This window comes from Bordetella flabilis, assembly GCF_001676725.1.
In the GTDB taxonomy this organism is placed as follows: Bacteria; Pseudomonadota; Gammaproteobacteria; order Burkholderiales; family Burkholderiaceae_B; genus Bordetella_C; species Bordetella_C flabilis.
The window spans coordinates 2,377,780-2,390,551 of record NZ_CP016172.1; the positions used below are offsets into that span (position 1 = coordinate 2,377,780).

9 protein-coding genes and 3 pseudogenes are annotated in these 12,772 nt (G+C 61.9%); 7 read left to right on the forward strand and 5 right to left on the reverse strand.

Annotated elements, in window-relative coordinates; genetic code table 11:
* Positions 1-315 carry a DUF1153 domain-containing protein gene (locus BAU07_RS10365; RefSeq protein ID WP_066665249.1) on the reverse strand — a complete coding sequence of 105 codons (315 nt, stop codon included), beginning with the start codon at positions 313-315 and terminating at the stop codon, positions 1-3.
* 46 nt (positions 316-361) lie between these two features.
* Between BAU07_RS10365 and BAU07_RS10370 the strand changes: the two are divergent.
* The 3 genes and pseudogenes from BAU07_RS10370 to BAU07_RS10380 form a co-directional block, all read left to right on the forward strand.
* A pseudogene (locus tag BAU07_RS10370) lies at positions 362-1,486 on the forward strand (tyrosine-type recombinase/integrase); the annotation flags it as partial.
* 155 nt (positions 1,487-1,641) lie between these two features.
* Positions 1,642-2,463 (forward strand): type IV toxin-antitoxin system AbiEi family antitoxin domain-containing protein, encoded by an 822-nt coding sequence (locus BAU07_RS10375; RefSeq protein WP_066657045.1) that lies wholly within the window; start codon positions 1,642-1,644, stop codon positions 2,461-2,463.
* Positions 2,447-3,391 (forward strand): nucleotidyl transferase AbiEii/AbiGii toxin family protein, encoded by a 945-nt coding sequence (locus BAU07_RS10380; protein WP_066657047.1) that lies wholly within the window; start codon positions 2,447-2,449, stop codon positions 3,389-3,391. The genes BAU07_RS10375 and BAU07_RS10380 overlap by 17 nt, the downstream gene beginning before the upstream one ends.
* A gap of 304 nt (positions 3,392-3,695) precedes the next feature.
* Here the strand turns inward: BAU07_RS10380 and BAU07_RS10385 are convergent.
* Both BAU07_RS10385 and BAU07_RS10390 read right to left on the reverse strand, forming a co-directional pair.
* A pseudogene (locus BAU07_RS10385) lies at positions 3,696-4,021 on the reverse strand (helix-turn-helix transcriptional regulator).
* Between the two features lie 255 nt (positions 4,022-4,276).
* Positions 4,277-5,026, reverse strand: a complete 750-nt coding sequence (locus tag BAU07_RS10390) for an AraC family transcriptional regulator (protein WP_198168890.1) — start codon at positions 5,024-5,026, stop codon at positions 4,277-4,279.
* 132 nt (positions 5,027-5,158) lie between these two features.
* Between BAU07_RS10390 and BAU07_RS10395 the strand changes: the two genes are divergently transcribed.
* The 3 genes from BAU07_RS10395 (at position 5,159) to BAU07_RS10405 (ending at position 6,549) form a co-directional block, all read left to right on the forward strand.
* Positions 5,159-5,728, forward strand: a complete 570-nt coding sequence (locus tag BAU07_RS10395) for an NADPH-dependent FMN reductase (protein WP_066657050.1) — start codon at positions 5,159-5,161, stop codon at positions 5,726-5,728.
* A complete protein-coding gene (locus tag BAU07_RS10400) occupies positions 5,728-5,889 on the forward strand; it encodes a XapX domain-containing protein (protein ID WP_066657053.1) in 162 nt (53 codons plus the stop codon). The genes BAU07_RS10395 and BAU07_RS10400 overlap by 1 nt, the downstream gene beginning before the upstream one ends.
* 93 nt (positions 5,890-5,982) lie before the next feature.
* Positions 5,983-6,549: an NADPH-dependent FMN reductase gene (locus tag BAU07_RS10405; protein WP_066657056.1), complete on the forward strand. Its 567-nt coding sequence runs from the start codon at positions 5,983-5,985 to the stop codon at positions 6,547-6,549.
* A 106-nt stretch (positions 6,550-6,655) separates the two neighbouring features.
* Here the strand turns inward: BAU07_RS10405 and BAU07_RS10410 are convergent, their stop codons facing one another.
* The gene (locus tag BAU07_RS10410; RefSeq protein ID WP_084025562.1) at positions 6,656-11,386 is read right to left on the reverse strand and encodes an NEL-type E3 ubiquitin ligase domain-containing protein; all 4,731 of its coding nucleotides are present in this window, start codon (positions 11,384-11,386) and stop codon (positions 6,656-6,658) included.
* A 158-nt stretch (positions 11,387-11,544) separates the two neighbouring features.
* Positions 11,545-12,003, reverse strand: a complete 459-nt coding sequence (locus BAU07_RS10415; RefSeq protein WP_084025564.1) for a helix-turn-helix domain-containing protein — start codon at positions 12,001-12,003, stop codon at positions 11,545-11,547.
* Positions 12,004-12,082: 79 nt separating this feature from the next.
* On the opposite strand from BAU07_RS10415, the pseudogene BAU07_RS10420 reads away from it, so the two are divergent.
* Positions 12,083-12,568: pseudogene (locus BAU07_RS10420) on the forward strand (DUF2938 domain-containing protein); the annotation flags it as partial.
* Positions 12,569-12,772 lie beyond the last annotated feature (204 nt).

The window sequence follows — 12,772 nt, forward strand, 5'->3', positions numbered from 1 at the left end:
TCACTTCTCGTCCTCGCCCAGCAGGGACTGCAATTTTTTTCTGGCACGCAGCTCCAACATCGCCTCGCCGTACGCTTCTTGAAGATCCTTCAGTTGACGCTCGTATTGCTCTCGGACATCCTGCGGATTGGCCCTCAGGGCGTTTTCCATGCCGCGCTTGCCGTCATCGACCCATTGCTCGATCTCCGAGGGCGACAGATCGTACGTCTTGCTGGCTTCGGCAACCGTCGTTTTACCCTGAATAATGTCCAGCACCAGGGCGCTCTTGCGCTTGGCGGTCCAACGCTTGATGTCGTCTTCCATCTTCGTGCTCATCGTCAACTTCCTCAATTATGAAGTGAGCAGGTTTTCACTGGGTCAATACAGCGAGACGCTCACGCTCGGACGGTACGGGCCGGCCGGCATGTCGCTGGCTATGGCACGCGAGCGGCTGCTCGACGCCAAGCGCTCGGTCGATCAGGGCCTTTCCCCGGCGCTGGAGAAGCGGCGGGCCAAACGGAGGCTGCCGGCCGCCAGGACCTTCGGCGAGATGACGGAACGCTGGCTGGCCGATGCCCGCATGGCCGACAGCACATGGGCGATGCGCAAGCACATCATCGACCGTGACATCCTGCCGGTCTTCCAGAACCGGAAGCTGAAGGAAGTCACCCCCGACGACCTGCGGGCGCTGTGCAACAAGGTGAAGGCGCGCGGCGCACCGGCCACGGCTATCCACGTCCGCGACATCGTGAAGCAGGTCTATGCCTTCGCCATCCTGCATGGCGAGCGACTTGCCAACCCAGCCGACGACGTGAAGGCGGCTTCGATCGCGACCTTCGTTCCCAAGGACCGGGCGCTCTCGCCGGCCGAGATCCGGTTGGCCTTCCACCAACTGGAGACCATCGCGTCCTATCCGACCATCCGGTTGGCCTTGCGCCTGATTCTGCTGACGATGGTGCGCAATAGCGAACTGGTCGAGGCCACCTGGAACGAGGTGGATTTCGAGAGCGCCACCTGGACGATCCCGAAGGTACGAATGAAGGGGCGCAAGCCGCATGTGGTCTATCTGTCGCGGCAGGCGATGGACATCTTCGTGGCCTTGCACACCTGCGCAGCGGGCTCGCGATTCGTGCTGCCGTCGCGCTATGACCCCGACCGGTGCATGTCGCATGCAACGCTCAATCGGGTGACCCAGCTCATTGGTTCACGCGCGAAGGACGCCGGATTGCCGCTAGAGCCATTCACGGTGCATGACCTGCGGCGTACCGCGTCCACGCTGCTCAACGAGGTCGGCTTCAACGGGGACTGGATCGAGAAGTGCCTGGCGCACGAGGAGGGGAGCAGGTCTTCGCGCTCGGTCTACAACAAGGCCGAGTACGCCGGGCCGCGGCGGCACATGCTCCAGGAGTGGGCCGACATGGTGGAGGCGTGGATCGATGGACGCACGCATGTGCCGAAGCTGGTGCCGGAGGACGTGTCGGTCCCGGTGCTCAGCCCGGCTTTGTGAGAGAGGAGCGCATGATGACCTTAACTGGAACCACTTCTGGGGTGCAGACCGGGGTTTGCATTTGTCCGAAAAAGATCACTCTGGATGATCTTTTTACTGAAGTTTCAAACTTATGGTCCTTGGCGGAGGTTTATAAAAATGATATTTTGGGCACTATGGGTGCTCAAAATCCAGGAAAATTGAACCGATTGCTGGCCGAACTGGGCGATACGCGCCTGGTGTCCAGCCGCTGGCTGCGCGCGCATGACTACTCCAACAGCCTGGTCGCGCGCTATGTCGGCAGCGGCTGGCTGGTGTCGCCGGCGCGTGGCGTGTACATGCGCGCCGGCGGGCGGCTGCAATGGGATGGGGTGGTCCGCAGCCTGCAGGTCGCGGAGGGCATGCCGCTGCATGTCGGGGGACGCTTTGCGCTGGCCTTGCAAGGGCACGAGCACTACTTGCGTCTGGGCGATGCCGGGACGATCACGCTTTACGGACCGACGCCTCCGCCGGGCTGGGTCGGCAAGCTGTCCATGGAGCAGCGCTTCGAGTACCAGGGCAAAGGGCCGTTCGATCTGCCGGCCGTGTCCTTCACTGCGGAAGCTTCCGAGAAGGCGCTATCCGAGGCGGGCTTCGCCTGGCATTCCGCTGCATCTGGTGTCGATGCCTTGGTCTGCTCGACCCCCGAGCGGGCCATGCTGGAGCTGTGCGATGGCGTATCGGATGCGGCGGGGGTCTACGAGGCCGATGCGCTGATGCAGGCCATGACCACGCTGCGCCCGAAGCGCGTCGACTTGCTGCTGCGTCACTGCCGCAGCATCAAGGCCAAGCGGCTGTTCCTGGCCCTGGCCGATCGCCACCAGCATGCATGGCTGGCCCACGTGTCGATGGATGGCGTCGATCTGGGCCGGGGCAAGCGGGCGCTGGTCCCCGATGGGCGTCTGCATCCGACCTACCAGATCACCTTGCCGGGAGACCTCGATGAGCACCTGGCTTGATCGATGGGATCGGCGCTATACGGACCGTGTGCGGCTGCTGGTCGAGATCCTGCCGATGCTGGCCCAGGAGCCACGTTTTGCGCTCAAAGGCGGTACCGCCATTAACTTGTTTGAGCATGATCTGCCTCGCCTGTCGGTGGATATTGATTTGGCTTGGCTGCCCGTCCACGACTATGTCGAGGATGCGAAGCTGATCGCTGAAGCGCTCGGAAGCTTGGCCGATGCGCTGCGCGCCCGGCCTTTGCAATTGCAGGTGCAGGCCTCGACGGGCGAGGGTGGGGCGGTTACGCGATTGGTAGCCAGTCGCGGCCGTGCACGGGTGCAGATCGAGACGACGCCTGTGATGCGCGGCACGGTCCATCCAGTGCGAACCATGGTCGTGCGGCCACAGGTGGAGGAGGCGTTCGGCTTCGCCGAAGTCCAGGTGCTGGATTTCGCCGACCTGTATGCCGGAAAGCTGGCGGCGGCATTGTCGCGGCAGCATCCGCGCGATCTGTTCGACGTGAGCCTGCTGCTGGACGATGAGCGGGCGGATGCTGGTCTCTGGCGGACCTTTCTCGTTTACCTGACTTGTAGTCCTAAGCCAGCATGGGAAATGCTGGCGCCGCGCGTACCTGCGGATTTCGAGGCCACCTTCGAGGCTCACTTCAAGGGCATGACGGCTGAGCCCATTGAAGCGACGGCCTTGTTGGAGAGCCGCGAGCGTCTGTTGGCACGCGTGGCGCATTGGCTGGACGAGCCATCGCGTGCCTTTCTGGAGTCGGTTGAGGATGAGCAGCCGGACTTCGGGTTGATCGGCCTTACCCATGCGGCCGATCTGCCCGGCGTGCGGCGCAAGCTGCACAACCTAGCACAGCGCACGGCGGCTAAACGCGCTGCGGATCGTGGGCAGTTGGCGGACGTGCTGGCGCGCATCAAGGCGCGCTGACGCAGCGGGTAATACAAGCGGACGGAGAGATCGCGATGGTTCACGATTTCACACTGGTCTATGCGTTGAATCCTGAACTGGATTCGCAGGATGAGATCCTGCGCCGGCTGGCCGGCAACGACTGTGCCGACGCCATGGTGGGCTGGGGTCGGCCTGGGCATGTCGCGCTGGCCTTCAGCCGGGAGGCACTGGGCCACGATGCTGCAGTCGCAGCTTGCTGCGGCTCAGATGGCACAGGTGCTGCCCGGGGCGGAACTGGTCCGGGTGGATATCGGATAGTCGCCGTGGACGCCAGATGGCGGGCTCATCGAACAGGGCGGTGCCGACGCAGCCTCACGTCCGGGCCGGGCGATGTGTCGGCCTCCGTTGATCGCGAGGCTTGCTTGCGGCCTTCAATCCAGGCTTCGACCTCTTCAGATCCCAGACCACGCAGCGTGGCGTCAGACGGAAGCGCCGGGGAAACTCGCCGCGCTGCTCCATTTCGTAGATGGTCGTTTCCGCCAAGGGCACGATCTGGTGGAGCTCACGTCGGCGGATCGTGCGGCGGAAGGGGCGCGGTGATCCCTTCGGGAACTGCGGAAGCTCGGCGTACCGCTCGGTCCCCACGCCGATATTCTGCTGGGCGTCCATCCGCCTATCGTCCACATTCGCAACGAGGCGGATCAGGCGTCCCTGCGCTGGCTGGGCAAAATGCGCGCACGCCTTGCGCGGTATCTCGTTGGCCTGCCGCAGTTTGCGGACTTCAGGCGCAGGTCAGGTCTCCAGCGCGCGGGGAAGGCTTTCCAGATTTCGCTCGCACCCCTCGTTTGCGGAATGTCATGGTGGTGCGTGGGTCGTGGCAGGTCGTATCAAAGGGCGCCTCTCAATGATTGCGGCCCAGCCGCATCATTGGATGTGATCGCACCTCTCTGTCATTTCCCGCACGTAGCGACCGGGGGAAACGCCGATAATCCGCGTGAACATGGTGGTGAAGCTACTTTGGCTGCTGTAGCCGAGCTCCATCGCAATCCGCACGATCGGTACATGACGCACGAGCATATCGAGCGCAGTGACAATGCGAAGGTGATCGCGCCAGCGAGCAAATGTCATCCCTGTGTCGGCGAGGAATAACCGCGACAGCGTCCGGCGACTGCTTCCGGCCATTTTCGCCAGTACGTCGAAAGATGCCGTATTGGCAGGATCATTGCGCAGATACTCTGTTACTCGCAGGACGCGTGCGTCGTTGCCCGACGGCAGAAATAAAAAAGGCGTCGCTTCCGCATGGCGGATTCGCCTGAGGATCAGGCCAGACATCAGCTCCGCGTCTTCCGGCTCCCGTTTCCTGAGCGCGGACCTGACAAACTCCAGCGAGAGCTCCCTTAGCAGGTCTGATACTGCGATTGAGCGAACAGTCAGCGGCATGGCTGCGGCATGTGGGGAAATCTTGAGCAGTACCAGCGATGCCATTTCGCTGTAGCTGGCGGAATGCTCCGTTCCCGCGGGGATCCAGACGCCGCGTCCGGCGGGAGCCAGCCACCAACCGTCCCCACAGCGAATCCTCATGGATCCCTTGAGCACCACACTCAATTGCCCCGCCACGTGGGCATGGCGACCGATCGTCTTGCCTGCAGAATGCTGCACGATTTCCCCGTCCACGACTGGATCCGGGGGATGAGGCGGTTTGGCAGGCTTGCACACAAGAATGGCCTGTTGGCGAAAGAAATCCGGTAGGAACTTCTCTATCTTGCCATTCAAATGAACGCAACAGCAAGGATCGGATCAGGACCTATGACGACCCAACCTCTCCATATCGTCGGCGTGTGCGGCAGCTTGCGCGCCGAGTCGTATAGTCACGTGCTCTTGCAGACCATCGCAGAGTTGCTGCCCCTCGAGACCCGGTTTTACCAACTCGATATCGGGGAAATACCGCACTATAACGAGGATTACGATGGCCGGGATTCACCCGACGTTGTGACGAACGCGAGAGTGACCGTAGAACGCGCTGATGCCGTCATCATCGTGACGCCGGAATTCAATCATGGCATACCCGGTGTCCTGAAAAACACGCTCGACTGGTTGTCCCGTCCGGCCTTTGCAAGCTGCTTTGTTGAAAAGCCGGTCCTGTTCGCGACCGTGTCGCCGGGCGCATTAGGCGGGGTGCGGGCACAGTATCAACTCCGGGAAACGCTGTCTTCCATGCTGTGCCGCCTCTTTCCGTTGGCGGAGATCGCGGTGACCCATATCCATCGGAAGCTCGATGGCCGACGCCTCGCAGACGAAGCCACGCTCAACCACATCGGCATGGTGTTGAACTCCTTTTTGAATCAAGCTGAGTTGAAGAGTCGGGCGGAGGTTTAATGATTACGACCAATCTTCTCGCTCTCGGCGCAGGCCTTGCCGTCGGCCTATTGTTCAGTTGGCTCAAGCTTCCTTTGCCTGCGCCGCCAACGTTGACCGGCATACTGGGCGCACTCGGCGTATTCCTCGGCAGCGTGCTCTTCCGCTATCTCGGATCGTGACGGCACTGACTCACGAGTTTGCGCAGCGCTCATCGGGCGTAAAGCAGTCCTTCTCCGCAACGCCCCTGAATCAGAGCAGAATGGGCACATGACATGCCGAAAGACCTACGGATTCTTATTATCATGGGCAGTGTTCGCAAACGTCGACTTTGCCCTGACATTGCGAAATGGGTGGCACGAATCGGGGCGGAAGTGATCCCCGAAGCGACGATCGAGATTATCGATCTGCGTGACTGGCAACTTTCCATGGACGCAGAGCCCGATGTTCCCGCACATTCGAGCTATTCGTGCGATACCACGAAAGCTTGGAGCGCAAAGGTCGCGGCGGCGAGCGCGTTCGTCTTCCTTACGCCTCAGTACAACTGGGGCTATCCCGCGGCCCTCAAGAACGCGATCGATCATCTTTACCGCGAATGGCGCGATAAGCCTGCTGCGATCGTGAGCTATGGCGGGCACGGTGGGGGGAAGTGCGCAGTTCAGCTCCGCGAGGTACTAAGCGGCATCAAGATGCGCGTGGTAGCGGAAATGCCCGGGCTCACGTTGGCGAAGTCGGTAATCGAGGCGAATCCCGGCCACCTCGATGCGAGCGTGGCATTTGCCGATCAACGACCTGCGGTGGCACAGGGGCTGCAGGCGCTCGTTGCATTGGCGTGCCGGTGACATCGACGTCGAGGGTTCTGCGCCGGATAACGGGCAATGCCAGGCTTGTGGACCGCCGCGCCTACTCTAAGTCCACGCTCTACAAGGTCTTGGACGGCGATGGAAACTATGTGGCGGTATCTACCGGCAGGGGTATGTCGTGCCCGGTCAAGTAGTCGCGGGTGAGTGGCTCCAGTATGTCGTACTTCATACCTCGCCAGACATGGGGTGCGATGTTGCGATAGGCATCGGCATCAAGGGGATCCACGCCGAGCAGACGCAATTCGGCATGGATCTTTGCCTGCAAGGGTGCGTCGGCCTGTTCAATCAATGTGGCCTTGGCCTGCGCGTATCGCGCCGCCAGATTCTGTTCGATAAGCGCATTCCAGGTGTCGTCAACCACCAGGTCTTTGTAGAACTCCGCCCGTTCTGCTGCCTTGACTTCCTGCACCGCGGCGTCCAGATCGGCCCGGGTGACGCTGGACATTGAAAAGTAGTGCATGTCCGGCGGGCTTATGGAAAGTTCCAGCGCCCTGCGCAACTTGACGACATATGCCAGATAGACCTCAACGTCGTCGAGGTCTGGAGACTCGGCGATTTTGCGATAGGCAATCTCCTGCAGTCGCCTTTGGCGGAAAAGCTCGCGCATGATTTGCAGGGCATCGGCCGGGCGATCACGGTAGCGGCCCAGGCGGATGTCATCATGGACCCGAAGTTTGTACAGGTCGTTCCACGTCATGATGGCGCGATCTTCGCAGCTCTCACCGGCGCCTGCGCAGATCTCCAGCGTACTTTTCAGCAGCGGTTCCCGTTCGGGCTTGGATAGTTCCAACAGAAATTCCGCGATACCGGCCCGGGCTGCCTTGCGGCGATACAGGGAAGTGCCGCGCAGCTTATCCAGGAACCGTATGAAAGGTACCAAGCCGACGTTCGTGCCGGTCGATTCTTCCATCGTCTTGCCGATGGCTTCCCAACGCGTGGCCGCAGCGCTTTCCTGTTTATCCAGCCAATACCGAACGGCTTGCGCCATGGTGCGGGAACCGTCGATCTTCGGTTGCGGAGCCGTGGCTGCCAGATAGTAAGCCGGCCCCGACTCGTTCGGCGTACGAGCCGGGAGACCGTCGGGGGAAATCGGGTTGCCGTCAAGATAGATGTCGCATAGCGTAAGTTCGGTTATATGCGCAGGCAATTCGGTCAACCTGTTATTCGATAAATCAAGCACGGTCAGGCCCTGCGGCAGGCTGTCCGGCAAGCGATTCAGGCCGAGGCCAGGCGCATGCAACTGCATCAGGGAGCGCGGCAGGGCCGCCGGCAGGGACGATAACCTGGTTCGCCCTACGCGCAGAATTTCCAGCGTTTCCGGCAGCTTGGGAAGTTCTCCCAAGTCGTCGTTGTTCGTCAGGTTCAATATCTTCAGGTGGGGTGGCAAGGTGTCCGGACTGATATCCCAGAAAATATTTCCGGCCAGATCGAGATGTTCGAGGTCGGGCGGCATATTGCGCGGCAGACGATCGAATTGGTTGTGCGACACCCTTAGTTGGCGCAGAGAACCTGGAAGCGCTTTCGGCCACCGAGTCAACATGTTGTTTTCCAACGAAAGGCAAAGCAAACCATCGGGCAGGTTGTCAGGGATCTCCGTGAACGCGTTGTGGTTCGCCGTCAGATGGGTGAGGCTGCGTGGCAGTCGGTGCCCGGCAATCGAGGTCAAGTGATTGTTGGATAGATCGAGTTCCAGTAGCCTCGGCGGAAGATATCGCAGGAGCAAGGAAATATTCCGGGTGTGCGCGGCCTTGAGCGTCGTCAGATTGCGCGGCAGACGGCTCCAGTCCGTGATGGGGTTGTTGTTGACAATCAAGGTATGGACATCGATGGGCAGCGGAGGAATGGCCGTCAGGTGCAGTTCGGACAAATCCAGCGTTAGGCCTACGGGCTGGATGATGTTGCGGTTTCTCAACACGCCGATCAGAGTGGACCTGTCGATGCCGCCATGGCAGCGGGCGGACTGCAGTTGGAGGCGCAGTTTATCGATGATGATTTGGCGTCGCGGCCGGGTGTACACCGTCCCCGGAGGGCCGACTGAATAGCCTGTTGGATCTTGTTTTATCCAGTACGCCCATGCGGCTTCCTGTTTCATATTGAGCAAGGATCGGCCATCATGCAGCGTACCGTTCCGCATCGCTTCGGCAAAGGGATTGATCCCATCCAGGATGCCGGTCATGTTGTTGTAGATTGCGGCCAATTCGTCCAGGGCCGCGTCCAGGGAACCGCTGTCGAGCGCATCTACATCCAGGTTCCAACGCGTGCTGCGCACCGACCGTGCAAGCGATGGCCTGGCAAGCGAGCTATTGCTTCCTTCCCGCAGCACGATATCGGGCGCATGGCCGGTAAGGTCATGGTAGGCGTGCATGGCGCGCAGGATGGCACGGCCGCGCGGATGCTCTTGTAGGCGGACGAGCAGCTCCTGGACGGCTTCGACACGCGCGCGCGAAGGCGCATTGGCGATGCGGGTTAACAGCAATTGGCGGAATTCGCGCAGTTGCCGCACGTCCGGCGTGATCGCTGGTAGCGGCATCGGAATCTTGGGCCGCGGCGCTGTGGAACCGGCCGGCGATGACGCTTCTGCAGCTTGCATCCCGGAAGGTCCGGCTTGTGCGGGCTGCCCATCTGCATTGGCGGATCCACCGGGCTCCACCCGCCGTCGGGCATATGATGAGAACCCGCTACCGCCGCCCTTGAGTCCGGCGTCATCGGCGCGGCGCCAGATTGCCCGCTCTTGGTCATAGCTGATGCGATGGATGATGACATCGCGTCGAGTGTCGTCCGGCGCGATGACGTGCCAGGCCGGACGCGCGACGTCGGACGCGCGATCGCGCGCGATTTCGACATGGGAATCGGCGATGCGTGCGTAGTTTCCCCCGTCCCACGCAATGACGCCGTCGTCGCCGGGCCGTTGGGCAGCCAGCCGGCGCAGCAACTCCGGATCGCTTACTCGATAGCGCTCCAGGATGTCGATAGGTAGCGACGCGTAAAGCCAGCCGTCGCGATCGGCCTGCAACACCATGCCGGTTCGTTCGCCCGTGGATGTGCTGCGGGTATAGGCAGACGCGGCGTCGCTTCCGTAACGCAGCAGCGACAGCACGGTGTCGTCCGTGCCGTGTGCCGTGACCGGGGCCAGCGGGGCGATCTCCGCATCGTCGGTGACCCGCGTCGACGGCTTGAGACGCCACCAACCGTCTTGCATGGCGGCTCCGCGCCTTCGCGCGGCCAGTCGTTGCAGATCGTTGGCCAATCCGGGATGGGTAGCGCGCAAGGCCGCTGCCATGCTGTCGACATCCAGTGGGCGCAGTCCATGCGCGAGGCCGTTGTGAGCACTCAGCGAGCGCAGCGCTGTCACGATGCCGGTGCGCATTTCCGATAGTGAAGGCGCGGCGCTTGACGCGCGCCCCAGCGCCTTGGCGGCCTTGTGGTGAATCACGCGGGAGCCGGGGATCAGCCCCCTCGTTGCGCCGGCGGCCAGCCGAAGTCCGGATCCCATCATGGGGATGGCAATGGTGATCATATCGACGCCGCCGGACAACAAAGCCGCTTTCCAGTCGCCATTGCGGATGCTGACGAACATCCGCCGGAATGGGATGAAATCCAGCAGCGTATCGATGGCGCCACTCCCTGGCGCCTGCGGATTCGCGCCAGACACCGCATCGTCCCGTTGTGTCGAAGTGGCGAGGCCCTCCTGCTCGAACCGTTTCCGCAGGGCTGGTGCAAGCCAGGTCTGCAGATCGGCGCGTTCTCCCTGACCCAGGGTAAACAGCGCCACGCGGGTGCGCAGCCCCGCCGGCGTATCCTGGTCAGGCGAGGCCGCCGGTATGCCGAAGACGTCTTCCTGCTGCCGGAGGGCCCAATCGGCCGGAGGCTCATCCTGTGGCATGGGATGAATGCTGCCGTCGGCCGTTGAAAGAAAATATCGGTGAGGACGGCCGCCGCCAGCCAGGGTCACGATATAGCCGGCGGCCGGAATCTCCTTTTTCGTATCACCCCCGGAGTCGGTCAATACGCTGGAGTTGGGTCGGATTTGACGGGGAAAATACTGCAGATGCGCGGCCTGGATCTCGATACGCGCGTCCTTGAAGTCCACGCCATGCTTCGCCTCGATCCAGTCAAGCCAGTTGTTCAACAGGGCGATGGTTTTGTCGGTGGCTGAGCGGGTGTAAGCGTCGAACTGGCCCGAATACTCTGGGTCCGGTGAATCCGATGTAGAGCGCCTTGGCGGACGGACGGCGGCGAGATCCGTTACGGCATGGGAGACGGTGAATTCATGCTTAAATTCCTCGAACAGAAATTCGTTGATTTGATGCGCGAGTGTGTCGTGATCGTCGGCAGTTGCGGGGGCCTCGTTCGTCAGGGAAATTGACGGACCTGTTTGCTTGCCGGCCTTGGCGAGGGCCGCCAGCAGTCGGACATGGTCAGCGCGATCGCCATGCAGCGCGTGGTCCAGGATCAGTTGCTCACCCAGGGCCGCCAGTTCCGAGCCTGTGTAATCGCTGACGTTCCATCCGAACTGCCTGGCCACATCGACGCCGATGGCGTACATCAGTTCCTGCCGCCTGCGGATCGCCGAGGCGGTCGATATGTCCGACGCGGTCGATCTATCCGATGCGGTCGATCTGGCGGTTCGTCGGGATAACCGGGCGGCTCCTATCCCCTGATCGACCCTGCGTTCGGTCGCATCGGTAAACCGGCGCGTGATCTCATTTGCAATGCATGGGATTCCGGTGTGGTCATACACGTCTGCATGCTCCCCGGCCCGCAGCATTTGCTGGGAGGCGAAGGGAACGGTAATGGATGAGCAGGCTAACGCCACGGGATGTCTCCTGACACATGAGCCCGCCGACACAAGGAAATTTCAAGGCGGCATGCACGCGCGGTAAGTACCCAGGCTCGGTAAAGCGTTCATCGAAATGATGTTGCCTGCCGCATCATCCATAGGCTTGCGGATCTGTTCGATCATTTCGCTGGTAGCTAGGTGGATTCTCGGCTGCCTGTTCGTTCTGCAGTGTGAGTGGCGCCAGGAGTTTGTCGATGGCTTCGTTTCAATCTGGCCGCCGCGGCGACCTTTACCAGGCGCTGGAAAGTCGGGCACTGCGCATGGCTGGGCGCGGGGCATTCCGCGGCATGGCGCAGTCCTTCGCTCATGGCGCGCAGGCGCTTGATGGTGGCGTCGATCTCATCGGCCTTGGCAATCAGCAGCTTCCTATCGACCCGAGGCGCACCGGCGGTAGACAGCATAGTGCCGATCTCGTCCAGCGAAAGGCCGCCGGCTTGCCCCAGCGCGATCAGTCCCAATTGATCGAGCACGTCCGGCGCGAAGCGTCGCCGCTCGCCGGTACTCCGGGTCGCTGAGATCAGCCCTTTCTTTTCGTAGAACCGCAGCGTGGAGGCCGGCACGCCCGTGCGTCGGGCGACTTCCGAAATGTCCATGACACCCTCTTGACTTGAAGTTGACTTCAACTTCTATGCTGGCAGCAAATCTGTATTTCGGCAACGGCAAGGAACGAACATGGCGGCGGTGGACGAGGTGGCAAGGGTGGTGCTGGTCGGTATCGGTGCGACCCTGGTGATGGATGTGTGGACCGCGGTCCTGAAGGCGCTGGGCGTTCCGACGCTGAATTACGCACTCGTCGGCCGCTGGGCCGGGCATTTGCTCCGAGGCCAATTGACGCACGCGAGCATCGGCAAGGCGGCGTCCATACACGGCGAGTTGGCACTGGGCTGGGCCATCCACTACGCGGTGGGCATCGCGTTCGCCGCGGTGCTGGTGGTCCTCTGCGGCACTGGCTGGCTGCGCGATCCCGCGTGGGGGTCGGCCCTGGCCATGGGCGTGGGGACGGTCGTCTTTCCCCTGTTCGTGATGCAACCCGCCATGGGCGCAGGCATCGCGGGATCGCGAACGCCGACGCCGCTGAAGAATTGCCTGCGCAGTCTGGCGACACACGCGATTTTTGGATGTGGTCTCTATCTGTCGGCCGCTGCGCTTGAGTGGATTTCGGGGCTGGGTCCGACGGCGTCGACGCACGGCCTACCCTGGTCGTTCGAGGTCGCAGAAATCGAGGGCTGGAGCATGAAGGTGACTGTGTCGGCTTGACCGCTCGCATGGTGGCGGAACGGGACTTTTCCGGGGACATCGGTCGGAATCTACGATCGGTCGGTGTGCGGCATCGGCTAGAGTCCGAGCGCGTTGAGAAGGACT